This is a genomic window from Rhodococcus sp. WB1, from assembly GCF_001700945.1.
GTDB lineage: Bacteria > Actinomycetota > Actinomycetes > Mycobacteriales > Mycobacteriaceae > Rhodococcus > Rhodococcus aetherivorans.
The window spans coordinates 5,301,088-5,324,910 of sequence record NZ_CP015529.1; the positions used below are offsets into that span (position 1 = coordinate 5,301,088).

Annotated in this window: 25 protein-coding genes; 14 read left to right on the top strand and 11 right to left on the bottom strand. The window is 72.0% G+C overall.

The window, feature by feature from the left end; all coding sequences use genetic code 11:
- The first annotated feature begins 40 nt into the window (after positions 1-40).
- Entirely contained in the window at positions 41-3,019 is a 2,979-nt protein-coding gene (locus A4U64_RS23800) for a Kelch repeat-containing protein (protein WP_065923218.1), read from the top strand.
- A gap of 224 nt (positions 3,020-3,243) precedes the next feature.
- On the opposite strand, the gene A4U64_RS23805 is transcribed toward A4U64_RS23800, so the two are convergent.
- Positions 3,244-3,513 (bottom strand): hypothetical protein, encoded by a 270-nt coding sequence (locus tag A4U64_RS23805; RefSeq protein ID WP_006944638.1) that lies wholly within the window; start codon positions 3,511-3,513, stop codon positions 3,244-3,246.
- 72 nt (positions 3,514-3,585) lie between these two features.
- Between A4U64_RS23805 and A4U64_RS23810 the strand changes: the two genes are divergently transcribed.
- The 4 genes from A4U64_RS23810 (at position 3,586) to A4U64_RS23820 (ending at position 6,437) form a co-directional block, all read left to right on the top strand.
- Entirely contained in the window at positions 3,586-3,882 is a 297-nt protein-coding gene (locus A4U64_RS23810) for a hypothetical protein (protein ID WP_065923219.1), read from the top strand.
- A 188-nt stretch (positions 3,883-4,070) separates the two neighbouring features.
- A complete protein-coding gene (locus tag A4U64_RS27920; protein WP_006944639.1) occupies positions 4,071-4,196 on the top strand; it encodes a helix-turn-helix transcriptional regulator in 126 nt (41 codons plus the stop codon).
- A gap of 32 nt (positions 4,197-4,228) precedes the next feature.
- Positions 4,229-5,032, top strand: coding sequence for a CPBP family intramembrane glutamic endopeptidase (locus tag A4U64_RS23815; RefSeq protein WP_006944640.1), 804 nt, complete (start codon positions 4,229-4,231; stop codon positions 5,030-5,032).
- Positions 5,033-5,117: 85 nt separating this feature from the next.
- Positions 5,118-6,437 (top strand): LCP family protein, encoded by a 1,320-nt coding sequence (locus A4U64_RS23820; RefSeq protein WP_373566459.1) that lies wholly within the window; start codon positions 5,118-5,120, stop codon positions 6,435-6,437.
- Between the two features lie 105 nt (positions 6,438-6,542).
- Here the strand turns inward: A4U64_RS23820 and A4U64_RS23825 are convergent, their stop codons facing one another.
- The 4 genes from A4U64_RS23825 to A4U64_RS27925 are packed head-to-tail and all read right to left on the bottom strand — an operon-like array spanning position 6,543 to position 9,360.
- Positions 6,543-7,457, bottom strand: a complete 915-nt coding sequence (locus tag A4U64_RS23825) for a DUF5926 family protein (RefSeq protein ID WP_006944642.1) — start codon at positions 7,455-7,457, stop codon at positions 6,543-6,545.
- 9 nt (positions 7,458-7,466) lie between these two features.
- Positions 7,467-8,240 carry a glycerophosphodiester phosphodiesterase gene (locus A4U64_RS23830; RefSeq protein WP_065923220.1) on the bottom strand — a complete coding sequence of 258 codons (774 nt, stop codon included), beginning with the start codon at positions 8,238-8,240 and terminating at the stop codon, positions 7,467-7,469.
- Entirely contained in the window at positions 8,237-9,223 is a 987-nt protein-coding gene (locus tag A4U64_RS23835; RefSeq protein WP_006944644.1) for a DUF4328 domain-containing protein, read from the bottom strand. Before A4U64_RS23835 ends, A4U64_RS23830 begins: the two co-directional genes overlap by 4 nt.
- A complete protein-coding gene (locus tag A4U64_RS27925; protein ID WP_202916712.1) occupies positions 9,223-9,360 on the bottom strand; it encodes a hypothetical protein in 138 nt (45 codons plus the stop codon). Before A4U64_RS27925 ends, A4U64_RS23835 begins: the two co-directional genes overlap by 1 nt.
- 370 nt (positions 9,361-9,730) lie before the next feature.
- Between A4U64_RS27925 and A4U64_RS23840 the strand changes: the two genes are divergently transcribed.
- Positions 9,731-10,657 carry an LLM class F420-dependent oxidoreductase gene (locus A4U64_RS23840; protein WP_029546935.1) on the top strand — a complete coding sequence of 309 codons (927 nt, stop codon included), beginning with the start codon at positions 9,731-9,733 and terminating at the stop codon, positions 10,655-10,657.
- A gap of 13 nt (positions 10,658-10,670) precedes the next feature.
- Here the strand turns inward: A4U64_RS23840 and A4U64_RS23845 are convergent, their stop codons facing one another.
- The 3 genes from A4U64_RS23845 to A4U64_RS23855 form a co-directional block, all read right to left on the bottom strand.
- Positions 10,671-11,267 carry an Rv1733c family protein gene (locus tag A4U64_RS23845; protein ID WP_006944648.1) on the bottom strand — a complete coding sequence of 199 codons (597 nt, stop codon included), beginning with the start codon at positions 11,265-11,267 and terminating at the stop codon, positions 10,671-10,673.
- Positions 11,268-11,417: 150 nt separating this feature from the next.
- The gene (gene msrA, locus A4U64_RS23850; RefSeq protein ID WP_006944650.1) at positions 11,418-12,086 is read right to left on the bottom strand and encodes a peptide-methionine (S)-S-oxide reductase MsrA; all 669 of its coding nucleotides are present in this window, start codon (positions 12,084-12,086) and stop codon (positions 11,418-11,420) included.
- Between the two features lie 9 nt (positions 12,087-12,095).
- Positions 12,096-13,199 (bottom strand): acyltransferase family protein, encoded by a 1,104-nt coding sequence (locus A4U64_RS23855; protein WP_029546934.1) that lies wholly within the window; start codon positions 13,197-13,199, stop codon positions 12,096-12,098.
- Between the two features lie 285 nt (positions 13,200-13,484).
- Here A4U64_RS23855 and A4U64_RS23860 point away from each other — a divergent pair, with 285 nt between their 5' ends.
- From A4U64_RS23860 to A4U64_RS23880, 5 genes are all read left to right on the top strand, one after another.
- A complete protein-coding gene (locus tag A4U64_RS23860) occupies positions 13,485-14,108 on the top strand; it encodes a superoxide dismutase (protein ID WP_006944654.1) in 624 nt (207 codons plus the stop codon).
- Between the two features lie 181 nt (positions 14,109-14,289).
- Entirely contained in the window at positions 14,290-14,817 is a 528-nt protein-coding gene (locus A4U64_RS23865) for a hypothetical protein (RefSeq protein ID WP_006944656.1), read from the top strand.
- A gap of 258 nt (positions 14,818-15,075) precedes the next feature.
- Complete coding sequence (locus A4U64_RS23870; RefSeq protein WP_029546933.1) at positions 15,076-15,783, top strand: TMEM165/GDT1 family protein; 708 nt, start codon at positions 15,076-15,078, stop codon at positions 15,781-15,783.
- Positions 15,784-15,908: 125 nt separating this feature from the next.
- Complete coding sequence (locus A4U64_RS23875) at positions 15,909-16,328, top strand: MarR family winged helix-turn-helix transcriptional regulator (RefSeq protein WP_029546932.1); 420 nt, start codon at positions 15,909-15,911, stop codon at positions 16,326-16,328.
- Entirely contained in the window at positions 16,325-17,551 is a 1,227-nt protein-coding gene (locus A4U64_RS23880; RefSeq protein WP_029546931.1) for an MFS transporter, read from the top strand. Before A4U64_RS23875 ends, A4U64_RS23880 begins: the two co-directional genes overlap by 4 nt.
- Before the next feature lie 41 nt (positions 17,552-17,592).
- Here A4U64_RS23880 and A4U64_RS23885 read toward each other — a convergent pair whose 3' ends face one another.
- Entirely contained in the window at positions 17,593-18,375 is a 783-nt protein-coding gene (locus tag A4U64_RS23885) for a class II aldolase/adducin family protein (RefSeq protein WP_006944669.1), read from the bottom strand.
- Between the two features lie 109 nt (positions 18,376-18,484).
- Positions 18,485-19,618, bottom strand: coding sequence for a PucR family transcriptional regulator (locus A4U64_RS23890; RefSeq protein WP_029546930.1), 1,134 nt, complete (start codon positions 19,616-19,618; stop codon positions 18,485-18,487).
- Positions 19,619-19,791: 173 nt separating this feature from the next.
- On the opposite strand from A4U64_RS23890, the gene A4U64_RS23895 reads away from it, so the two are divergent.
- Together A4U64_RS23895 and A4U64_RS23900 are read left to right on the top strand one after the other, a co-directional pair.
- A complete protein-coding gene (locus A4U64_RS23895) occupies positions 19,792-20,559 on the top strand; it encodes an SDR family NAD(P)-dependent oxidoreductase (protein WP_006944673.1) in 768 nt (255 codons plus the stop codon).
- Positions 20,560-20,629: 70 nt separating this feature from the next.
- Complete coding sequence (locus A4U64_RS23900) at positions 20,630-21,445, top strand: alpha/beta hydrolase (protein ID WP_065923221.1); 816 nt, start codon at positions 20,630-20,632, stop codon at positions 21,443-21,445.
- Between the two features lies 1 nt (position 21,446).
- Here the strand turns inward: A4U64_RS23900 and A4U64_RS23905 are convergent, their stop codons facing one another.
- Positions 21,447-23,039, bottom strand: a complete 1,593-nt coding sequence (locus A4U64_RS23905) for a TM0106 family RecB-like putative nuclease (protein WP_029546929.1) — start codon at positions 23,037-23,039, stop codon at positions 21,447-21,449.
- Positions 23,040-23,146: 107 nt separating this feature from the next.
- On the opposite strand from A4U64_RS23905, the gene A4U64_RS23910 reads away from it, so the two are divergent.
- Positions 23,147-23,821, top strand: coding sequence for a DUF6474 family protein (locus A4U64_RS23910; RefSeq protein WP_065923222.1), 675 nt, complete (start codon positions 23,147-23,149; stop codon positions 23,819-23,821).
- The last annotated feature ends 2 nt before the right edge of the window (positions 23,822-23,823 follow it).

Sequence of the window (23,823 nt, forward strand, 5' to 3'; positions counted from 1 at the left end):
GCACTCCCCCGAGCGCGTCGCACGCCGAAAGCCGGGAACCATGGCCGATTTCGATCCGGAAGCCACCCGCCCCGCGGGGCAGGGGATCGCGGCGGAACTCGCCGCGGCGGGGTTCGACGACGCCCTCGTCGTCGGCCGGGGCGGCTTCGGCGTCGTCTATCGGTGCCGGCAACGCTCCCTCGGGCGCACCGTCGCGATCAAGGTGCTCTCCTCCGACCTCGACGCCGAGAACCGCGAACGGTTCCTGCGCGAGGGGTTCGCGATGGGCGGGCTGTCCGGCCACCCGAACATCGTCAACATCCTCCAGGTGGGCGTCACCTCCACCGGCCGGCCGTACATCGTGATGCCCTACCACCCCAACGACTCGCTGGCGGTGCGGGTGCGCCGGGACGGGCCGATGCCGTGGTGGGACGTCGTCCGCGTCGGGGTCAAGCTCGCCGGCGCCCTCGAGACCGCCCACCGCGCCGGCACCCTGCACCGCGACGTCAAGCCCGCCAACATCCTCGTCACCGAGTACGGCGAGCCGCAGCTCACCGACTTCGGCATCGCCCGCATCGCCGGCGGCTTCGAAACCGCCACCGGCGCCTTCACCGGATCCCTCGCCTTCACCGCACCCGAGGTGCTCGAGGGCAAGCCGCCCACCCCGGCCTCGGACATCTACGGTCTCGGCGCGGCCATGTTCGCCCTCATCACCGGCCGCGCCGCGTTCGAGCGACGCACGGGCGAGGAGATCATCGCGCAGTTCCTGCGCATCACCAGCCAGCCCATCCCGGACCTGCGCCCCCACGGCATCCCCGACGACGTGTGCGCCGCCATCGAGCACGCCATGTCCGTCGACCCGGCCCGCCGGCCCGCGACCGCGGCCGACTTCGGCCGCGAGCTGCAGCAGACCCAGGCCCGGCACGGCCGCCACGTCGACGACATGGCCCTGCCCGGCGAGCTGCGGTTCCACGACCAGCCGACGGGCCGGCACCCCCTCGCGAAACCCGTCACGGCCACACCCGTCACGGCCACACCCGTCACGGCCACCGCGGCACCCGTCAAACCCGCACCGCCGGGACCGAACGGTCCCCCACCGCCACCGCCGCCCGGCCCACCCCGCCCGAGCGAACCCCCCGCGCGACGAACCGTGCGGCTGCCGGTGCTGCTCGCCGTGCTCGCCGTCGCGCTGCTCGCCGTCGCGGCCACGGCGGTCTACGTGGCGACACGGCAGCCCGGCGACGCCGGGACCGCCGCGGCCGGCGAGACCACCGAGGTCGCCCCGACCGCCGCGTGGCGACCGCTGCGGGACGCGCCCACCGCCCGCCAGCAGACCGCCGCCACCGTCGCCGACGGCACCGTATGGGTGTTCGGCGGCCTGGACGACTCCGGCTCCTCCCCCGCCCACGAGGGCTACGACCCGGCCATCGACACCTGGAAGGCCGGACCCGACCTGCCGATCCCGCTCAACCACGCGACGGCCGTCACGTGGGACGGCGTGCCCGTCGTCCTCGGCGGCTGGATCCCGGACGGCCCCGACCTCACCGCCACCGCATCGAACCGGGTCTTCGCCGTCCGCAACGGTGAATGGGTGGAGATGCCACCGATGCCCCGGGCCCGTGCCGCCGGCGCCGCCGTCACCATCGGGGACAGGATCTACGTGTTCGGCGGCCAGGCCGACGACACCCTGATCCGCCCCACCGACGTGTTCGACGGCACCACCTGGACCACGGTCGCCGACCTGCCGACCCCGCGCGAGCACCTCGCGGCCGCGACCGACGGCACCTACGCCTACGCCATCGGCGGCCGGGACCTGTCCGCCGACAAGAACGTCGCCACCCTCGAGCGCTTCGACCCCACCACCGGCGCGTGGACCGCCCTGCCCGACATGCCCACCCCGCGCGGCGGGCTCGGCGCCACCTACATCGACGGCCGCATCGTCGCCGCCGGCGGCGAGGAACCCACCCGCGTCCTCGCCGACGTCGAGGCGTTCGACCTGACCACCGGCACGTGGTCCGAGCTGCCGGACCTGCGGACCCCGCGGCACGGTCTGGCCCTCGGCGCGGTCGGCGACACCGTCTACGCCATCGACGGCGCCACCGGACCCACCCACGCCGAGTCGACCTCCGTCACCGAGGCGCTGCAGATCCCGCCGCGCCGCGTCCAGCCCGGGCCGGCGTGGCGGCAGCTGCGCGACGCCCCCACCGCCCGCCAGCAGACCGCCGCCACCGTCGCCGACGGCACCGTGTGGGTGTTCGGCGGACTCGACAACAACGGGTCCACCGCCCGGGTGGAGGGCTACGACCCGGCCATCGACACCTGGAAGGTCGGACCCGATCTCCCCCTCCCGCTCAACCACGCGATGGCCGTCGAGTACGCGGACGAGCTGGTCGTGCTCGGCGGCTGGGTGCCCGAGGGCGCCGACCTCACCGCCCGACCGTCGGATCGGGTGTTCGCGCTGCGCGACGGGCAGTGGACCGAACTCCCGGCCATGCCGCAGGCGCGTGCCGCCGCTGCCGCCGTCACCATCGGGGACAAGATCTACGTGTTCGGCGGTCAGGCCGACGACACCCTCCTCGCCACGACCGACGTCTTCGACGGCAGCGGCTGGAGCACGGTCGCCGACCTGCCGACCCCGCGCGAGCACCTCGCCGCCACCACCGACGGCACCTACGCCTACGCCGTCGGCGGCCGGGACCTGGCCGCCGACAAGAACGTCGCCACCGTCGAGCGCTACGACCCCGCCACCGACACCTGGACGCAGCTTCCCGACATGCCCACCCCCCGCGGCGGGCTCGGTGTCACCCACCTCGACGGCCGCATCGTCGCGGTCGGCGGCGAGGAACCCACCCGCGTCCTCGACGACGTCGAGGCGTTCGACCTGACCACCGGCACCTGGTCCGAGCTGCCACCGATGGGCGTCGCCCGGCACGGTCTCGTCGTCGCGACCGTGGGCACCACCGTCTACGCCGTCGACGGCGCGCAGCGGCCCACCCACGCGCAGTCCACCGCGTTGGCGGAGGCACTGGACTTCTGGTGAGGAAAGGCCGCTTCGCGGCCGGTGTGTCCTTCAGGTTGCCCCAGCCGCCCGAAGAACACACCGCGGCCCTACCTCCTCCGCGCCACATGACGCGGCCGACCGGAGGTCATCGTGGTCGGCCCACCGACGACCCGCCAGGCATGGACGGGAATGTCATCTCCGACGAACGACCGACGAGGACCCGTTCGAAGCTTGCACACCGCTCCGCGCCCGCACTCCGAGGGTCAGGGCTTCGGCGTGGCGGAACGTGCCCGCCACCAGCCCACCGCACCGGTGACGAGCAGCGCCCCCACGAGCGAGCCGATGATCCCGCTCGGCCGTAGCGACAGTCCGTCGCCGGCCAGAAGACTGACGAGCAGCCCGCCTACGAAGGAACCGGCGAGCCCGGCAGCGAAGGCGAGGGTCCAATCGATCCGCCCCGCCGACCTGCCCAGCAGCAACTGGGCCGCGGCGCCGACGACCATGCCGAACACGAGGATTCCGATGAGCAACATGGCGACAGCATAGACGCTGAGATCGAATGCGAATGATTATCGGGGCGAACGTCTTTCGGGACTCTCGCCGCTGTGGTGTTCACCGCGGCCGACCGGAGGGACCCCGGACAGCGCACGTCGAGTGCGGCCCACCCGTTCGCCTCGACTGTCGCTGCGCTGGGAGACGTCCGTGAACTCACCCGTGCGCGGGAACTGCTCGACGGTGTGCCCCCGAGCGACGAGCACGGGGTCCCCTGGCCGGTCTACACGCGTATGGCGCACGCCCTGCTCGTGGAGAGGTCGGTCGGGTCCGCCCGTGCGATCCACCTGGCCGATCCGCTGCGGCACACCACGAACGTCCCCGTCGTCACGGCACTGACGGCGAAGTGATATCGCCGTCCTCGTCACCCGAAGCGCGCTGTCGAGGTGTCGGCAACCCCTCCGGCGTGCAGGCTCTCGCGTTCGTCTAGGCGAGCCGCCTTGTCGCCGCACGCCTCGTCCGGGCCGACGAGACGCTCGCGGCTGCTCGGGTACTGTCCGCCCGGGAGCGGGAGATACTCGCCTACCTCCGCACCCCGATGACAGCGGAGGAGATCGCCGCCGCGCTGTTCGTGTCCGTGAACACCGTGCGAACCCACCAGCGCTCGATCTACCGCAAGCTGGGCGTCAACTCCCGTCGGGACGCGATCAAGATCAGGATGTGAGAGGCCCGCCGCGACGCGGCACAATCGCGACCGTGACGATCCGTACCTGGCTGACGCCACCGCCCCGGCCACCCGCCGAGCCCCTCGACCCGACGGCCCGCCGCGCCCTGTGGGTCGAGGTCACCATCGTCCTGCTCGTCACCTTCGGCCTGAGCGGGCTGTCGTCGATGCTGTCGCTGCTCGAATCCGCACTCGCACCGGAGCCGCTGTCCGACCAGACCGTCGCGCTGAACGTCCCCCGCTCGTCGCAGCAGTTCATCGACCTGGCCCGGCAGGTACTCGGCATCGTCCGGTTGCTGGCATGGGCTGCGCTCGGGGTGTACCTGCTGTGGCGCAGCGGCATCGGCCCGAAGGCGATCGGCTTCGCCCGGGACCAGCTGCGCCGCGGCCTGCTCCCCGGCGTGGGGCTGGCCGCGCTCATAGGAATCCCCGGGCTCGGCCTGTACCTGGTGGCACGGGCGGCGGGCATCAACCTCACCGTCGCGCCCAGCACTCTCGAGGACTATTGGTGGCGGCTGCCGGCGCTGGTGCTGTGGGCGATCGCGAACTCCGCCGCCGAGGAGGTTCTCGTCGTTGCGTACCTGATCACCCGACTGCGGCAGCTCGGCTGGTCGGAGAACTCCTCGCTGCTCGCCTCGTCGCTGCTACGCGGCAGCTACCACCTCTACCAGGGCCTCGGCGGCGGGCTCGGCAACGTCGTCATGGGTCTGGTGTTCGGCCGGTACTGGCAGCGCACGTCGCAGCTGTGGCCGCTGGTGGTGGCGCACGCGCTGATCGACAGCGTCGCATTCGTCGGCTACCAGGCGCTGCGCGGGCACGTGTCCTGGCTGCCCTAGCCCGGGCTGCGTACATTGGGAGGTCGTGAACGGCGACCATCCCGACCCCCGGCCCCGGCCCCGGCCGCCGCATCAGCCTCCGCAGATGCCGCCGCCGCGCCGCCCGGCACCGATGGGCCGGCCGGCGCCGCCGTCGTCGCCGTCGCCGGAGGGACCGCAGATCATCCGTCGCGACGGACGTCCCCCCGCCCCGCAGCAGGCCTGGTCGCAGGCGCCCACACCGCAGTACCGGCCGCCGGCACCCCCGCCGCGGCAGCCGCGGCCGGCCCCGCCGCCACACGAACCCCCGAGGCAGCAACCGCCGAGGCAGCAGCGCGACTGGGCGCCCAGACAGACCCCCGAACCGTACGACGAGCCGCGCCGCGCCGCGGCGCCCCCACCGCCGGCCCCGCCGCCGCGACGTCGGCCCACCCCGCCCGCGCCCGAGCCGGCCCCGCGCCGTCGCCCCGTCGGCGCCCGTCGCCTGCTGCGCCGCGCCGCGATCGTCGTGCTGGTGCTGATCGCCCTCGTCGGCGCCGGTGCCGTGTACCTCGACGGCAAGCTCACCCGCGTCGACGCGCTCGCCGACTACGACAACCGCGTCGGCGACACCCCGGGCACCAACTGGCTGCTTGTGGGGTCCGACAGCCGCACCGGCCTCAGCACCGAGCAGGAGCAGGAACTCGCGACAGGTGGGGAGACCGGCCCGGACCGCACCGACACCGTCATGCTGATCCACGTGCCCAGCGGCGGCGGGGCCACCACGATGGTGTCCCTCCCCCGCGACTCGTACGTCCCGATCCCGGGCCACGGCCAGGACAAGCTGAACGCGTCGTTCGCGCTGGGTGGTCCGGCGCTGCTGGTGCAGACCGTCGAGGGCGCCACCGGCGTGCACATCGACCACTACGCCGAGATCGGGTTCGGCGGCTTCGCCTCGATCGTCGACGACCTCGGGGGTGTGGACGTCTGCCTGCCGCAGGCCATCGACGATCCGCTGGCGGGGATCTCCCTGCCGGCCGGCTGCCAGGAACTCACCGGTCCGCAGGCCCTCGGCTTCGTGCGCACCCGCGCGACGGCGCTGGCCGACCTCGACCGGATGAACAACCAGCGGCTGTTCATGTCCGCCCTGCTCAGCAAGGCCACCGGCCTGAGCACGCTGCTGAACCCGGTGCGGATGTGGTCGCTGGCCTCCGGGGTCGCCGGCTCGTTGCGGGTCGACGAGAGCGACCACATGTGGCACCTGGCCCGGCTTGGGTGGGCGATGCGCGGCGAGACGGTGACCGCCACCGTCCCGGTCGGCGGCTTCGAGGACGTCTCCGGGATCGGCAACGTGCTGCTGTGGGATCGGTCGCGGGCCGTGCCGTTCTTCGACGCGTTGGCCCAGGACCAGCAGATTCCGCCGGAACTGCTGACGCCGCCGTCGTGAGCCCGCTCGCCCCGAGCCGAGCGAATGTATCGCTCATCTCCGTAGGCCGACGGAACGATACATTCGCTCGGCCCGGGGTCGGGCCGGGGTCGGCGAGGGGACGGGTCAGCGCAGAGTGACCTGACGACTGCGCAGGCCGTCGCGCGAGCGCCGCTCGGCGGCGGTGAGCGGCGCGTCGACCGCCAAGGCATCGGCGAGCCGGGCACCGAACTCGGCGGTCGGGGCGACCCACTCGTTGGGGTGCCGCTCGGGGTCGAGATCGAACACCGGCACGAGCAGGCCGTGGGTGCGGAACGACCCGGCGAACCGCGAGCCCTCCCCCAGGTGCAGTCCGCCCGCGGCGTGCACCCGCGACAACGCGGACATCAGGGTGTCCTCGTCCTCCGGACGCACCCAGCGCAGGTGCGCCTTCTCACCGGCATCCACCCACCAGGCGGCGACGACGCCCTCGCCCTCGAGCCGTGCGGACGGCATGATCGCGTCGTTGGCGTGCTTGACGGTGTGCGCGACGTCGGGTGAGACCTCGACGCCCTCGGGGATCCACCAGTCGAAGTCCTGGTGCACGGTGATCTCCGGGACGACGTCGACGTCGATCAGATCGTGCAGGCGCGGCTCGTCCGGTCCGGGTTCGGCGACGGCGAGCGACGACCCGGCCTCCGCCTCCCGGGCCCACGCGATCGCGGCGCCGAGCTCGGCGGCCGGGTCGGGGCCGGCGGCGGCGAGCTGCAGCCCGACGTACGCGGTGGTTTCGTCGCCCTCCTCGCGGGCGAGCGCGGCGACGGCGCCGGGCAGCACGGTGGCCGCGCGGACGGCCCGGCCGGGCGTGGTCAACGGCAGCGTGAACACCGCCGACGGAACGAACTCGCGCAGGGCCACCAGGTCGCACTCGAGGGCGAGACCCTCGAACGGCCGGGTGACCGTGGCAGCCTCGGCCTCCCGGGCGAGCCGGCGCTGCTCGAGCTTCGCGGCACGGTTGCTGCCGGGCTTGGGTCCGCTGTTTCTCTTACTCTTCTTGGCCACGGCGCAAAACTACACGCCGCGCGAAGCGCCGAGCAGAAGCTTGGTGCGCCCCGGATGATTGGTGGCCACCCAGCCGACGCCGAGGTCGCGGCACAGTTCGACGTCGGCGGGATCGTCGACGGTCCAGCAGTAGGTGGCGCGGCCCGCGGCAGCCGCCTTGTCGACGAGCTCGGGGTGCTGGCGCAGCGTGAGGATCGAGGGGCCGATCGCGGTGGCCCCGACGGTGGTGGCGGCGCTGCCCCCGAGATAGCGGGAGGTGTCGCCGAGGAGCACCGTCGGCAGCAGCGGCGCCGACCGCCGCACCCGCCACACCGCGGCGGCCGAGAACGACATCACGACGACGCGGGAGAAGTCCGCGGAGGCGGGGGTGGCGAGCCGGAAGCGGGCCAGCTCGGCGAGGAGTTTGGCCTCGACGAGCCCGCCGTAGCGCACGGGGTGCTTGGTCTCGACGAACAGCTTGACGGGCCGGCTGGTCCAGTCGAGGGTCAGCTCGATCAGCTGCCGCAGCGTCAGCAGGCGCGCCGGCTCGCCGGGGGTGCCGTAGTCGAGCTCCCCGAGCTGGGCGAGGGTCATCTCGCTGACCAGGCCGCTGCCGGTGGAGGTCCGGTCGACGGTGCGGTCGTGGATGCACACGAGATGCCCGTCGCGGGTGAGCCGCACGTCGCATTCGAGGCCGTCGGCGCCTTCCTGCAGCGCGAGTTCGTAGGCGGCGAGGGTGTGCTCGGCCCTGGCGGCGGAGGCCCCGCGGTGCGCGACGACGCGGGGTTCGCCGGCCGCCGTCACGAGGCCACCGCCTCGTCGGTGCGCGCGCCGACCGGTTCGATCGGCGCGATGGGTTCGTACTTGGGGCCGGTCGCCACGGTGCGGCGGGGCAGGCGGCGGGGACGGCCCCGCAGGTCCTCGTCGTCGAACAGCCGCACCACATGCAGTGCCGCGACGGCGACGGCCGCGGCGAGTGCGGCGGTCACCGCGGCGAGCAGCACCCCGTCCGCCTGCGCCTGCAGGGTGTCCCTCTGCCGCCACAGCACGTTGACGACGAACAGCACGCCGCCGAGCGCCCACAGCACCCACCACGTGCGCACGGCTCGCCGTAGCCGCGGGTCGTCGGGACCGGTGATCTCGGTGAGGAAGACGCCGGGCATCGCGAGGTTCACGCCGGGCACGAGGCACCCGAGCAGCAGCGAGATCCGGCCGCGCGGGTCGGCGGCACCGCGGGCGGCGAACAGCCGTCGCCGCACGCGGATCAGCCGCAGCGTCGCCGCGACCCCGGCGGCGAGGGCGACGGCAGGGCCGCACAACTGGGTGGCCCACACCAGGGCGTCGGACGCCGCGAGAGCGAGCGGGTCGACGAGGCGCGTGCGGTTGTACAGCAGCAGCCCGTAGCGGACGGCCTCTGCGACGGCGGCGAGGCCGAATACGACGGCGGTTCCGGCGAGCAGGGTCGGGGCGAGATCCGCGAGGGTTTCCTCACGCGACGGGGTCGACGGCTCGCCGGCCGGGCGAGGATCGGCAAGGCCCCAGCGCGGCACCTCGTGGTAGCGCGGAGCCGGGCCCGCCGGCCGCCGTCGCGGCCGGGGACCGTCCTGGCCGGAGCGGGCCTGCGGCGGCCGTGCCACCCAGCGGAAGTTGCGGCGCCCCGGTGGAACGGGGGCCGCGGTGTCGTCGGGGGACAGCAGCAGCCCGCGGCAGCCCGGGCACCACTGCCGGGGCTGCCAGGACACGGGCCAGCGGTGTCCGCAGCGGACGCAGATCTGGTAGGCGGCCATCAACAGATCTTCGCCGAGGCGTCGCCGTCGTGCCCGAGATCCCGTTCGCCGGCCTCGCGCACGTCGAGCAGCACGACCTCGGGACCGATCGGCGGCACGTCGGCGACCGTGACGGTGGGCACGTCGGGGAAGCTCACACCGTCAATACTGGCACGCCGCTGCGGCGCATGCAGCGACCACCGGGGATCCCGCCCACCCCATGGAGAAGGGCCGCCCGCCCGATTCGCCCCGTCCCGGCGGGGTCGTGTGAAAACGCCTCCGCCCGGGAGTTATCCACAGTTTCCACAGCTTCATCCACAGAGGGCTCAGTTTCCACAGCGGCACATCGCCTCACTCCGGGAACATTTCGGCGGTGAGCGGCCGGGCTGCTCGCGTCATTCGTTGCCCCACAGGCATCTTCTGCACCACCACCGCGCACGGTTCACGGCTTCCGGCGCACCGTCGGCGGCGAGTGCGCGCTTCGACGCAGACCGACGTGGTCTCCGGCGAACTGAAATGATCGACGGCATGGAACTACGGATCTTCACCGAACCTCAGCAGGGTGCCACCTACGACGACCTGCTCGCCGTCGCGCAGACGGCCGAGCGGCTCGGCTACGGCGCCTTCTTCCGTTCCGACCACTATCTCGCGATGAACTCCGCCGGCCTGCCCGGCCCGACGGACGCCTGGATCACGCTGGCCGGCCTGGCCCGGGAGACCTCCACGATCCGGCTGGGCACCCTGGTGACCTCCGCGACGTTCCGCCACCCCGGCCCCCTCGCGATCACCGTCGCCCAGGTCGATGCCATGAGCGGCGGCCGGGTCGACTTCGGGCTCGGGGCAGGCTGGTACGAGGAGGAGCACCTCGCCTACGGCATCCCCTTCCCGTCGCTGAAGGAGCGCTTCGACAAGTTCGAGGAGTCGCTCGCCGTGATCACCGGGCTGTGGCAGACGCCGGTCGGGGAGACCTTCTCGTACGAGGGTGCGCACCACCGCATCGTCGATTCACCGGCGCTGCCCAAGCCGCACCAGCGCTCCGGTCCGCCGATCGTGATCGGCGGCGGGGGCAAGCGCCGTACTCCGGCCCTCGCGGCCCGGTACGCGGACGAATTCAACATCCCGTTCCAGTCGGTGGAGGCCACCGCGGCCCAGTTCGCCCGCGTGCAGGACGCGTGCCGCGCGGCCGGCCGCGACCCTTCCGAGCTGACGTACTCGAACGCGCTCGTGCTGTGCTGCGGTAGCGACGAGGCGGAGATCGCCCGCCGCGCCGCCCGGATCGGGCGCGAGGTGGACGAGCTGCGGGAGAACGGTCTCGCCGGCACGCCCGCCGAGGTGGTCGACAAGATCGCCCGTTACGCCGAGGCCGGGTCGCAGCGCATCTACCTGCAGGTGCTGGATCTGGCCGACCTCGACCACCTCGAACTGGTGGCGCGGGAGGTCATGCCGGAAGTGTGACGACGAGGCGCGGTCAGTGGCTGCTGGTGGAACCGAGGAAGGCCGCGATTTCGCGGCTCCATTCCCGGTTGCGGGTGCGATCCAGCCGCCACCGGCCGTAGCCGAACACCGCGGCGGCGAGCAGGGCCGCGGCGAACCAGAGCGAAAGCCCGACCAGGACCGAGGAGATCTTCGCGCTCGTCGCGCTCAGCGGCGCGAGCGCCTGTTCGCCGTTCGGATCGACCCAGATCTGCACGTCGGCGCCGGCGGGTGTGCCGTAGTCCACCGTGACGTCACCCCGGCGCTTCTCGTCGCCCCAGGCCCAGGTGGCGGGCGCGGACGCGGAGGCCACCATCGTGAGCTCGCCGGCAGTGGCGTCCGTGGTCTCGGCCGCAGCCTGCGTCTTCGCCGTCACGAGGGTGCGTTCGGCGGTCTGCTGCACGGCGAGGGCCGACTGGGTGTCCCAGGTGCGGGCGCCGACCCAGCCGGCGAGGGGGATCGTCGCCAGGACCAGGAGCAGCACCGCCACGGCGAGTCGCGCCTCGGCACGGTCGGTGCGCCGGATCAGCGGGTGGCGGCCGCGCAGCCCCCGCCGCAGGACCCGCAGGTATCCGCTTGTGTTCCGCATCATCTCGGCCTCGATCCTCTCCCCCGTGACAACTCCCTCTTTCCAGAGTGATACGCACAGCTAACGACGGCAAGGCGTTCCGGCCAACGTCACACAACCCGGAAGTCGCCGATGCCGATCCGTTCGGGACCGAGCGCGGCGCGGGGCGTGGCGTCAGGCGCCGAGGCCGACCGGGCAGCTCACCCCGGTGGCGTGGACGGGGCAGTAGCCGTTCGGGTTCTTCGCCAGGTACTGCTGGTGGTAGTCCTCGGCGTAGTAGAACTGCGTGAGCGGCGCGATCTCGGTCGTCACGGCGCCGTAGCCGGCCGCGGCGAGCCGGGCGCCGAAGTTCTCGGCGGTGGCCTCGGCGATCTCGATCTGCCCCTCGTCGAACGTGTAGATCGCCGAGCGGTACTGGGTGCCGTGGTCGTTGCCCTGCCGCATGCCCTGCGTGGGGTCGTGGTTCTCCCAGAACTGCTTGAGGACGCCCTCGTAGGAGATCACCTTCGGATCGAACACGACCAGCACCACCTCGGTGTGCCCGGTCCGGCCCGAGCACACCTCCTCGTAGGTGGGGTTCGGGGTGTATCCCCCGGCATATCCCGCGGCCGTGGAGTACACGCCCTCGAGCCCCCAGAACTCCTTCTCCGCACCCCAGAAACAGCCCATGCCGAGAACGGCGGTCTGCATCCCTTCGGGAAACGGCGGCATGATGCGGTGCCCGTTGACGTAATGGGTGTCGGGAACGGGCAGCGGCTCGGCGCGGCCGGGCAGCGCCTGCTCCTGCGTGACCATCACCGACTTCGAACCCGCACGGGCGAGGATGTCGTCGAACCAGGACATGCCTCGATGCTACGCGCGCGGCTTCTCCACGGGTTCCGTCTCGGCCGCCACCTGGGGCGACGGGCGTGGCGACAACCACCGGGCGGTGATCCAGCGGGCGGCCGGCACCTCGACGCCGCGGTAGAGCAGTTCGGCGACGGCCGCGCACACCACCACGAAGGCGAGCACGGCACCGGTGCGGCCGAGGTGGGCGACCGTGTTCTCGTACACCCGGTAGAGCACCAGCGTGTGCACCAGATAGATCGCGTAGCTGCGGGTGGCGGTCCAGTGCAGCACCCGCGAGCGGGCGAACCGGCCGTCGATGCGGGAGAGCAGGACCACGCACGCGGTGACCACGACAATGGTCCACAGGTAGCGGCTGCCGGCCCAGTAGACCTGGTAGTCGGTGGCCAGGTGCACCACCTGGACCTGGGCGAGCAGCGCGACGATCAGCCACCGCCGGGACGTCAGCCGCGCCCAGCCGAGGTACACGATCTGGCCGAGGAACACGGTCGGCATCGTGGCCGCGACCTTAGACAGGAACGGCACCGTGTACGGCTCGGGCAGGTACAGGTTGTACAGCAGCACCAGCATGCACACCACGGCGCCGAGGACGGGCACCACGATGGGCCGGGTCCGCAGGAGCGGCCGGGCGGCGACGCAGTACAGATAGAACGTGATCTGCACGGCGAGGGTCCAGGTGACCCCGAGGACCGCGACCTCGGGCTTCAGGAAGAACCCGCCCAGGAAGAAGCTGAGCACGGCCTCGACGCCGGAGACGCCGGTCTGGCCGCTGAACATCCCGTTGATCCCGAGCCGCACCAGCAGGATCGCGGCGAGGATCGCAAGCCAGAACGCCGGCAGCAGCCGCGCGCTGCGGGCGACGAGGAAGCGCCGCGGTTCGTCGCGGATCGCGGAGCGGGTGATGAGCAGCCCGGTCAGGGTCATGAACATCGCGACCCCGAGGAAGGACAGGTGCTGATTGAGGCCGGCGCCCTCGACGAGCACCCGGTACACGACGTCGATGACCCACCAGCCGGTGCCGAGGTCGTCGATGAGATAGAAGGAGATGTGCGAGTACAGCACCGCCAGGACGGCGACGGTGCGGAGCAGGTTCACACCGGGCAGGTCCACACGTGGCGCCGGGGCGTCGTGCGTCCCGTCGCTCGCGAGGGGCCGAAACACCCGACGATGTTAAGGGCCCGTTCACCCGCCGGCCGAATTGTCCGGCGTTTCCGCAGGTAGGTCGTCGGTCCCTTTTCGGACGCCGACGCGACGCCCTCCGCCGCCACCGCCGCCCCGCACAACCGGCTGCGCGGGCGGTATTGCAGAGGGTGTACTTATGGGTTTGGGTGGAAACCCAGAAGTACTTGAAAATCACGCACGGGCCCCGCCGGGCCCGAAGAGAAGGGATCCTTCGTGGCTGAGTACACGCTTCCGGACCTGCCCTACGACTACGCCGCGCTCGAGCCGCACATCTCGGCGAAGATCATGGAGCTGCACCACAGCAAGCATCACGCGACCTACGTCGCCGGCGCCAACACCGCCCTCGAGAAGATGGCGGAGGCGCGGGAGAACGGCACGATGGCGGCGCAGGCCACCAAGCTGGAGAAGGACCTGGCCTTCCACCTCGGTGGCCACACCAACCACTCCGTCTTCTGGAAGAACCTGTCGCCGGAGGGTGGCGACAAGCCGGACGGCGAGCTCGGTGCCGCGATCGACGATGCGTTCGGTTCGTTCGACGCGTTCCGCGACCACTTCTCGGCGAACGCGAACTCGATCCAGGGCTCCGGCTGGTCCATCCTGGCCTGGGACTCCATCGGCCAGCGGCTGATCATCGTCCAGCTGTACGACCAGCAGGGCAACATCCCGATCGGCCTGACCCCGCTGCTCATGCTCGACATGTGGGAGCACGCCTTCTACCTGCAGTACCAGAACGTCAAGGCCGACTACGTCAAGGCCTTCTGGAACATCGTGAACTGGGCCGACGTGCAGGCCCGCTTCGACCGCGCCCGCACCCAGACCGCCGGTCTGCTGGTCTAGTCGCGTCGCACCTCGCGAAGGGGATGCCGGATTCCGGCATCCCCTTCGCGCGTTCCGGAGGGGCGCGCGACGGGGCTGGCACTCGGGGGCTCTTGTGTGCCAGCGGACGAAACGGTCATTCTTCACCTACCCAACGGCGTGTATCGGTCATCGACTGTCGTCACACCGAGGAGGTAGCGGGATGAGTGGGAACGAACAGATCGGCCTCGCCGCCTTCCACACCGGAGGATCCCTGCGGGGATTCGTGGTTTCGGGGCGGTGGCCGGAGAGCACGCGGGAATGGGCGCAGCTGCTCGCGGTGACGGTGCGGGTGGCGTCGCTGCCCGGCCTGCTGACCACGTCGACGGTGTTCGGGGTACGGGAGGAACTGCCCGACGACCCCGCGCCGGGCACGGTGGGCCTGGTGCTCGCGGAGGGTCCGGTGATCGGCGACGAGGCGGTGGAACCGGGCCGGTTCGCTGCGCACCAGCCGCCCGCCCTGATCATGCTGCACCCGCCGTCGGAGACGCGGCCGTCGCTGCCGGAGTGCACGGGTGCGGCGTCGGGGTGCGTGCTGCTGCCGGGGCTGCCGCACCTGGGCCTCGAGCACCGGGCCGCGTGGGTGGAGGCGGAGGCCGACGGGACGGTGACGTCGCTGGTCAGCCGGGTCGGAGTCGATCCCAACAGCGATCCCGACACCGCGGTTCTGGCCATGCTGCTCGCCGCCTGACCGGAACCCGCACCTCGAAGTTCGGGTTTCCAAACTTATTGCCGCCTTTGCCTTTTCGTGCAGCCCACGTTATGGTTGCCTAAGCGAAGGGGAGTAGCCCACAATCGCCCGGTCGACATACTGGCGTTCAGCCCGGCCCGGCGAACCGGATTCCGCACCGGTGGGCGAGACCTTCGGCCGCGACGCACCCGCGCCGCCCGGCCGGAGGAAGGTCCCCACCTCCTCCACACCGACACGCGAGGAGGAGGAACCCCCGGTATGTGGTCCGCCCTGGTCCTGAGTTTCGCCGTCGTGTTCGTCGCCGAACTCGGCGACAAGTCGCAGCTCATGGCGATGACGTTCGCCTTGCGCTACCGCTGGTGGGTGGTCCTGTCCGGCATCCTCGCGGCCACGACCGCGGTGCACCTCGTGTCCGTCGCCGTGGGCCACTACCTGGGCCTCGCGATCCCCACCTCGGCAATGGTGATCGTCGGCGGCCTGGCCTTCCTGTTCTTCGGCCTGTGGACGCTGCGCGGCGACTCCCTCGACGAGGACGAGCAGGGCAAGGCCGCCCGCGTCACCCGTTCGGCCTTCCTCGCCGTCCTGTCGGCCTTCTTCCTCGCCGAACTCGGCGACAAGACCATGCTCGCCACCATCGCCCTGGCCGCGGACAACGACTGGGCCGGCGTGTGGGTCGGCTCGACGATCGGCATGGTCGCCGCCGACGCGCTGGCCATCGTCGTCGGCGCCGTCCTCGGCAAGCACCTGCCCGAGAACGCGATCCGGCTGGCGGCGGCGGCGCTGTTCTTCGGGTTCGGCGCCTGGATGCTCGGCGAAGGCCTGGCCCCCGGCACGCCCGCCGGCCCGGTCGCGGGCGGGGTGACCCTCGCCGTCGCGCTCGCCGTCGTGACCGGCCGGGCGCTGCTGCGCCGCCGGACCGAGGTCGCACGGGTCCCCGTCGCCGTCGAGGAACCCGCCGAGCGGTAGAGCACCGCGCGGGTGCCTCCGCTTCCGCCTCCCCAGGAGTATGCTTGCCGATAGGCAAGTAAATGGAGGTGGGCATCACGACCGCACACGACCGCTTCGACGAGGAAGACGTCAACCGCCTGCGCGTGGCGCTCGGCCGCATCGCGCGCCGCGTCGACCGCCGCACCGCCGGCGCAGGTGGACTCACCCGGTCCCAGTTCTCGATCCTCGCCACCGTCGCCCGGCGCGAGACCGTCGGCGTGCGCGAGCTCGCCGAGATCGAGGGCCTCAATCCGACGATGCTCTCGCGGATGCTCGGCAAGCTCGAGGACGCCGGACTCCTGACCCGTTCCCCGGACCCGGACGACAAGCGCGTCGTCCGCGCCCACATCACCGAGGCCGGTGCCCGTACGTTCGCCGACCTGCGTCGCATGCGCACCGCAGTGTTCACCGAGCACCTCGCGGAACTGTCCCCCGAGCGGCTCCACGCCCTGCACGACGCCCTGCCGGCGCTCGAAGCGCTCGCCGAGCAGATGTGCCGTCGCTCCGCGGAGGAGCGCCGATGACCGTCCTCACCGACCTGCGCGGCCAGACCTTCGCCGCCTTCCGCGGCGCCAACTTCCGGCGCTACATCAGCGGCCAGGCGGTCTCCCTGATCGGCACGTGGATGCAGACGGTCGCCCAGTCGTGGCTGGTGCTCGAGCTCACCGGCTCCGGCACCGCGATCGGCCTCGTCCTGGCCCTGCAGACCGTGCCGATGCTGCTGCTCGGCCCCTACGGCGGGGTGGTCGCCGACCGCGTCGACAAGCGCCGGCTCATGATCGGCCTGCAGTCCGCGATGGGCGTGCAAGCCCTGATCCTGGGCCTGCTCACCGTCACCGGTGCCGTCCAGCTGTGGCACGTGTACGTCCTCGCCGTGGTGCTCGGACTCAACCAGTGCTTCGAGAACCCCGCCCGCCAGTCGTTCATGCTCGAACTCGTCGGACCGGAGGACCTGCGCAATGCCGTGAGCCTGCAGTCGGTGCTGGCGTCCGTCGCGCGCCTGATCGGCCCGGCCGTCGCGGGCCTGATCATCGCCGTCGGCGGTCTCGGCGTGTGCTTCCTGCTCAACGCGCTCAGCTTCGTCGCCGTCGTCGCCTCCCTGGCGAGGCTGGACCTGTCCCTGCTGCGCCCGTCGCCACCCGCCGCCCGCGCCCGCGGCCAGCTCCGCGAGGGGCTGGCGCACGTGCGGCAGACCCCGGCACTCGCGGTGCCGCTGCTGACGATGGCGCTGGTGGGCTGCCTGGCGTACGAGTTCCAGGTGGTGCTGCCCGTGGTCGCGCAGCAGACCTTCGGTGCCGGCGCCGAGACCTACGGCTTCCTCACCGCCGCGATGGGCGCCGGCGCAGTCGTGGGCGGGCTCGCCGTCGCCACGTGGGGTCGCACCGGCACGACCGCCGTGGTGGCCACCTCCGCGGTGTTCGGCGTGGTGCTGCTCGCGGCCGCGGTGGCGCCCACGCTCGAGCTCATGCTCGCCGCGATGGTGCTGGTCGGCGTCCTCAGCGTCGCGTTCACCGCCACCACCAACAGCTCCCTGCAGCTCGCCGCGGCCCCCGGCATGCGCGGGCGCGTGATGGCGCTGTTCGCGGTGGCCTTCCTCGGCTCCACCGCGATCGGCGGCCCGATCGCCGGGTGGGTCAGCGAACAGTGGGGCGGCCGGGCCGGACTGCTGCTCGGCGCCGCCGCGTGCCTCGTCGCCGCGGGCGTCGGCGCGACGCGCCTCGGACGCGACGGCGGGCCGGAGTCGTGACCCCGGCCGCCCGGTGCCGGGCGGCCGCGCCAGGGCCCGCTTCAGTCGAGCAGATCGGGCTGGGCGGCGACGATGCGTTGATACAGCGGCTGGAACTGGAACCATCCGGCGTACTCGAGTCCGACCTGGTCGTACGTCAACTTCGCGGTGGCGGCGTCGAGGGGGCGGGGGGTGCCGGCGGCCATGGCGATCAGTTGGGCCTGGCACGACCGTTCCATGGTGATGAACCACCACGCGGCCGAGTCGACCGTCTGACCCACGGTGAGCAGCCCGTGATTGGCGAGCACGACGGCCTTGTTGTCGCCGAGGGCGGTGGCGATACGTCGGCCCTCCTCGACGTCGAGCACCACACCGGTGTAGTCGTCGAACACCGCGTGATCGTCGTAGAAGGCACAGGCGTCCTGCGTCAGCGGCTCGAGTCCGATCTTCAGGCTCGACAGCGATTTGCCGTAGAGGGAGTGCGCGTGCGCGGCGGCCACCGCGTCCGGACGCGCAGCATGGACCTGGGAATGGATGGCGAAGGCCGCCCGATTGACGGGCCGGTTCCCCTCGACGATCTCGCCCTCGTGGTTGACCAGGATCAGATCGCTCGCCCGGATCAGGCTGAAGTGCACTCCGAAGGGGTTGACCCAGAAGTGGTCGGAATGCTCGGGATCGCGAGCTGTGATGTGGCCGGCGACGCCTTCGTCGAAGCCGCATGCACTGAACAGCCGGAACGCTGCGGCCAGGCGCTGCTTGCGGTGCAGGCGCTCCTCGTCGGCCGAGCCGAACGTCGGTGGCCGTGGCACCTCGATCCCCGGACCTGTCTGCGCTGCGTCGGTCATGAGCACTCCTTCCCGAGGGCCGATCTCGTGTCCCGGTTCATACTCGGCCTTCGCTTCGCCCGTGACCATCGGCAACAGAGCCGAACTTCGGGCATCCTGTTCGGCAATTTCACGAGAGCGCCGGCGCGACCATCGACCGGACGAGCCCGTCGACCGTGCGCAGATCCCACCCGGTCAACTGCTGCCAGCGTTCGAGCCGGTACGCGAGCGAATTGGGATGCAGGTGCAGTCTCCGGGCGGCCGCGCTGGCCGAGAACCCGCTCTGGGCGAACGCCGAGACCGCTTCGGCCAGGTGCGGGTGCCGGGCCGCGATCTCCGCGCCCTTCGCCAACATCGGCGCCAGCTCCTCCCGGTGTTCGAAGAGGATCGCCGGCAGCCAGCACTCGTCGAAGTCGGCGGTCTGTGCCCGGCCCCGCACCAGCGCGAGCGCGCGCCGGGCGTCACCGATGCTCGTTGTCGCCCCCTCCAGGCCCCGACGGGCGAGCCCCAATCCCACCGACATGTCGGGGCGCACGTGCCGGATCGCGTCGACGACCACCGAACTCGCGACCGTCTGGAAGACGGTGACGACCGTGGTGCCGCGTCGGCTGCACAGCGCCGGCGCCGGTCCGTCGTCCAGCGCGTGCTGCAGTCCCTGCAGCTGCACATCGGACCACGCCTCGGACGGCGTGCATGCGGCTCGGAACATCCCGTCCGGGTCCAGCCCCAGCGCAGCGGCCAGCGTTCGGGCCTCCTCCGTCGGGTGTCCCTGCTCGAGCAGTTCGAACAGCAGCGCGCGGCGATTGGCCCGTACCGCCTGCGCCGTGCGGGTGGCGTCGTCGTGTCCCATCGCCACCGCGGTCGTCCCCGCATGGACGAGGTCCCACAGCAGCCCCCCGGCGTGCAGCAGTTCCGTGGTGGGCTCCGGCGCGTGCTCGACGAGAGCGCGCCACAGTTCTCGCGACCCGATGTGGAAGGACTCGATCACATTCGCAAGGGTCAACCCCTGCAGTGCCCGTTGCCTGCCGAGTTGCCGGGCACGCTCGAACTCGGGGCCTGCCGGGTGCGTGTCTGCGGGACGATCCGCGAGCAACCGGAGGGTGACGAGGAACTGTTGCCGGGTCGATTCGCGGTGCTCGTCCGGCGGCACCACCAGGTAGGTCGGCAGACGTTCGCGGATCCGGTCGACCGCCTCGGCCGACAACGCGTCGAGGTCGGCGATCACCGCGTCACACAACCCGGCGATCGAACTGTCGGATTCCACGGTGCCCCTCCTCCGCTACCGGGCGTTACCGTGGTCGACGCTAGTCGCCGCACGACAGCTCCGGCGCGGGACGGCCCTACCACCGCTGCCGATCCGCACGAGCTAACGCGCGCTAAGGTGCGAGCGTCGACAAGGCGCACGCCGGACGGTGGCGCCACGAAAGGAGCACGGCAGTGGAAATTCAGGGAACCGCCGCACTGGTCACCGGCGCGGCCTCCGGTCTCGGCGCAGCCACCGCCCAGCGTCTCGCCGACGCCGGCGCGACCGTCTTCGGCCTCGACCTCGCGCAGTCCATCGAGCGCGTCGGCGACAAGGCGCCCGCCGGCGTCACCCTCATCGCCACCGACGTCACCAGCGCCGACGACGTGCAGGCCGCCGTCGATCAGATCGTCGCCTCGGGCCTGCCGCTGCGCCTCGTCGTCAACTGCGCCGGCGTCGGCTGGGCCGGCCGGGTGCTGTCGAAGAACGGCCCGCACGACCTCGAGCTGTTCCGCACCGTCATCACCGTGAACCTGCTCGGCACGTTCAACGTGCTGCGCCTGGCCGCCGACGCGATGTCCAAGACCGAGCCCGTCGACGAGTACGGCCAGCGCGGCGTCATCATCAACACGGCCTCCGTCGCCGCGTTCGAGGGCCAGATCGGCCAGATCGCCTACTCCGCCTCCAAGGGCGGCGTCCACGGCATGACCGTCCCCGCGGCCCGCGACCTGGCCCAGTACGGTATCCGGGTCAACACCATCGCCCCCGGCATCGTCGACACCCCGATGCTCGCCGGCGTCACCGACGAATACCGCAAGGGCCTCGAGGCGGGCGTGCCCTTCCCGTCCCGCCTCGCCCAGCCGTCCGAGTACGCCCAGCTCGTGCAGATGATCGCCGAGCACGACTACCTCAACGGCGAGACCATCCGCATGGACGGCGCGCTGCGCATGGCGCCGCGATAGGCGGCTCCGCCGCCGTGGTGTCCTTTCGGATCCGCCCGGATCCGATAGGACACCACGGCACACTGGTGCCATGCGCCTGGTGTGGCTCGTGGTCGCGGTCGTCGCGGTGCTCGCGTCGGCCCTGTGGTTCGGGCAGCGCCGGCTGATCTACCTGCCCGACAGGTCCCCGCCGCCACCGGCGCAGTCGCTGCTGCCCGGCGCCCGCGACGTGCTGCTGACCACCTCCGACGGGCTCGAACTCGGCGCCTGGTACGTCCCGCCCCGCGGCACGGCGCGGGGCTTCACGGTGCTGCTCGCCTCGGGCAACGGCGGCAACCGCGTCGACCGCGCGCCGCTGGCGTCGGCGCTCGCCGAGGCCGGCTTCGCCACTCTGCTCTTCGACTACCGCGGCTACGGCGGCAACCCCGGCCGCCCGAGCGAGGACGGCCTCGCCCGCGACGTGCGCGCCGCCCGGCAGTACCTCCTCGAGCACGAGAACGTCCGACCGGACCGGCTGCTCTACCTCGGGGAGAGCCTGGGCACCGGGGTGACGACGGGGCTCGCCGCCGAGCATCCGCCCGCGGGCATGCTGCTGCGCTCGCCGTTCGTCGATCTGCCCACCGTCGGCCGGCACCACTACCCGCTGCTGCCCACGGGGCTGATGTGGGACCGCTTCCCGGTCGCCGAGACCGTCGCGCGTCTCGACGTGCCGATCACCGTCGTCTACGGGACCGCGGACACGATCGTCCCGCCCGGGCAGAGCGAGGCCGTCGCCGGCGCCGCCCGCCGACTCGTCGAGAAGGTGGCCCTGCCGGGCGCCGAGCACAACGATCCCGTGATGTTCGGCCCGCCGGTGGTCGACCCCCTGATCCGGCTCGCCGAGGCGGTGACGCCCCCGCAGGAGTGATCTACAGGTCGGAGATGTGCGGGATCTCGTGCACCGCACGCTCGCTCATCCACTCGCGGAGCACCTTCGTGGCGATCACGTCGTCCTCGTTGTACTCGAGCAGGCGACGTCGCTGCTGCGGGTCGGGGTCCCCGTCGTAGCCGACGGCCTCGCGGTACCAGCTCATCGACGCCTCCCCACCGGCCTCCTCGTCCCGCCAGCGGTGCCCGGCGATCGGCGCGATCTTCTTGAGTCCCTTGCCGTTCGGGCACACGAACTGATCGGTGACGACCTGGTAGATGTCCACCCACTGCGGCGAGTCGATGAACTCGCGCACCTCGTCCTCGGTCGGTACCCCCGGGAAACCGGCGAACCGGCGGGCCGAGCCGAGCAGCCACTTGTCCTCCGCGGTACGCGAATAGCAATAGGCGGCAAAGGTTTTCCCACTCGCGGCGGCGGCGGCCCGTTCCGCGGACAGCCACGTCCAGAACTCGGCGAAGGAGCGGGCCTCGTCGTCGGTCGGCACCGGATCCCAGCTGACGAACGCCCGGTACGCGGAGATCCCGCCGACGTTGAGCAGCGTGCCCCACAGGTACGCGCCGTGCTCGTGGTAGCTCTCCATGTCGATGTCGATCTCGATGTCCGCACGCCGCACGTGCACGTGGTCGTGCCGCCGCACCAGCGGCGCACCCGCCAGCCACGCCTTGGCCACCACGACGGTGTCCTCGAACGAGCCCTGCGGCCAGGTCTCGGGCGGGTCCCCCTCCCAGCGGGCCAGCTGGTCGATCGTGTGCACGCCCAGCTCGCGCAGCACCGCCGCGCGCTGCCCCGGCGCCACCAGCGACACGTCGTGCGTCGCGCTCAGCTGCTCACGGCACCGCGGCCACCACGGGCAGGTCTTGCACTCCCCGATCTGCAACGGTTCCGTCGGCGTCTCGCCCCGGGCGATCGCGAGCCGGTCGGCCAGCCGCGCGTCGTAGTCCTCGAGGACCGCACTCAGGTCGTGCACCAGGATGCAGTCCCCGCCGTACCCGATGGCGCCGCCGACCTGCGCCGGGCTGGCCAGACCGTGACGCTCGAGCATCCGGTACAGGTGGGCCACCCGCATCTGGTCGCGCACCTGGCTGCGCACCTTGCGGGTCTCGTCGACCACCGGCTCCCACGCGAACAGCCCCGACGTCGTCGCGCCCCGGCCCGGGTCGGTGACCTTGTGATTGACCACGATCACCGGGATGTAGCCGCCGCGCTCGACGTCGCGCAGCAGGATCTCGGCCCGGCCCCGCCGGCCCGAGTCCGGCTCCGACGGCAGGACCGCGCCCCAGATCCGGTTCGCGCCGCGACGGCATGCGTCGAGGGTGGCTTCGGCGCGCCGCCATGCCGGCCCCTCGGGGTCGATCCGCGCCCAGTCGCCGGGGTTCGCGTCGAACAGCCGCTGCCGCACGGCCTCGCGGTGGGTGGCCGCCGCCTCCTGCCGCTGCTTGGCTCCCGGGTGCTCCGGGGCCGCGGCCAACTCGTCCGGAAAGGCCGCGTCCAGATGGACCCGGTGCCGGCAGCGGGTCAGCGCGCTCGCCTCGATCAGGACCGGCGAGGTCCGTCTCTCGCTGGATACGTTCACAGTGAAGAACAGTATTCGTCCACCTAGGGTCAACCGGAAACCCCCGTCACGGATAGGCTGACCCGTGGCGCCGTGGGCGCCGTACACCGAATGGAGGGTCCTGTTCGATGGCGTTGTTCAAGAGGCGGAAGCGCCGCGCCACCCGCAAGGCGGAGGCGAAGGCTCTCAAGCACAAGGCAAGGCTCGAGGCCAAACTCAACGCGAAGAATCAGCGCAAGCGCGACAGCCGCCTGACGAAGGCCGAGATCAAGGCGGCCAAGGCCCAGCTCAAGGCCGACAAGGCGCTGATCGAATCGCAGACCCGGGTCGAGAAGCAGCAGCTCGCCACGCTCAAGGCCCAGGAGAAGGCCGCCGCCCAGAAGGGCTTCACCGCGGCGAAGGTGCGGCGCTACCTCGCCGTCGTGCGGCTGCTCGCGCCGGTGCTCGTGCCGCTAGTGTACCAGGGCGTGACCGCGCTGCGCGGTCAGCTCGACGCCGCGCGCGCCCAGCGCATGGGCGTCGCCGTCGACCAGCTCGGCGAGTACACCGGTCACGGCGCGCACCTGAGCGCCCGCATCGCCGGGGCCGAGAAGTCGCTCGACGAGATCCTCGAGCGCCATCCCAAGGACGCCGAGACCCAGAAGTTCGCCGACGCCATCCGGGGCCGGCTCTCCGACCTGACGGCCGCGGTGCACGCCGCCGAGCAGATGCCGGCACCGCGCCGCAAGGCCGCGCACGCCGGCATCTCGCGGGAGCTGGACGGCATCGAGGCCGACCTGCTCGCCCGCCTCGGCGTGCGCTGACA

Coding starts and splice junctions, on each gene's coding strand:
- A4U64_RS23800 (WP_065923218.1), top strand. CDS start 41: ATGGCCGATTTCGATCCGGAAGCCACCCGCCCCGCGGGGCAGGGGATC.
- A4U64_RS23805 (WP_006944638.1), bottom strand. CDS start 3,513: ATGTTGCTCATCGGAATCCTCGTGTTCGGCATGGTCGTCGGCGCCGCG.
- A4U64_RS27920 (WP_006944639.1), top strand. CDS start 4,071: ATGACAGCGGAGGAGATCGCCGCCGCGCTGTTCGTGTCCGTGAACACC.
- A4U64_RS23820 (WP_373566459.1), top strand. CDS start 5,118: ATGCCGCCGCCGCGCCGCCCGGCACCGATGGGCCGGCCGGCGCCGCCG.
- A4U64_RS23835 (WP_006944644.1), bottom strand. CDS start 9,223: ATGGCCGCCTACCAGATCTGCGTCCGCTGCGGACACCGCTGGCCCGTG.
- A4U64_RS23840 (WP_029546935.1), top strand. CDS start 9,731: ATGGAACTACGGATCTTCACCGAACCTCAGCAGGGTGCCACCTACGAC.
- A4U64_RS23845 (WP_006944648.1), bottom strand. CDS start 11,267: ATGATGCGGAACACAAGCGGATACCTGCGGGTCCTGCGGCGGGGGCTG.
- msrA (WP_006944650.1), bottom strand. CDS start 12,086: ATGTCCTGGTTCGACGACATCCTCGCCCGTGCGGGTTCGAAGTCGGTG.
- A4U64_RS23865 (WP_006944656.1), top strand. CDS start 14,290: ATGAGTGGGAACGAACAGATCGGCCTCGCCGCCTTCCACACCGGAGGA.
- A4U64_RS23870 (WP_029546933.1), top strand. CDS start 15,076: ATGTGGTCCGCCCTGGTCCTGAGTTTCGCCGTCGTGTTCGTCGCCGAA.
- A4U64_RS23880 (WP_029546931.1), top strand. CDS start 16,325: ATGACCGTCCTCACCGACCTGCGCGGCCAGACCTTCGCCGCCTTCCGC.
- A4U64_RS23885 (WP_006944669.1), bottom strand. CDS start 18,375: ATGACCGACGCAGCGCAGACAGGTCCGGGGATCGAGGTGCCACGGCCA.
- A4U64_RS23900 (WP_065923221.1), top strand. CDS start 20,630: ATGCGCCTGGTGTGGCTCGTGGTCGCGGTCGTCGCGGTGCTCGCGTCG.
- A4U64_RS23910 (WP_065923222.1), top strand. CDS start 23,147: ATGGCGTTGTTCAAGAGGCGGAAGCGCCGCGCCACCCGCAAGGCGGAG.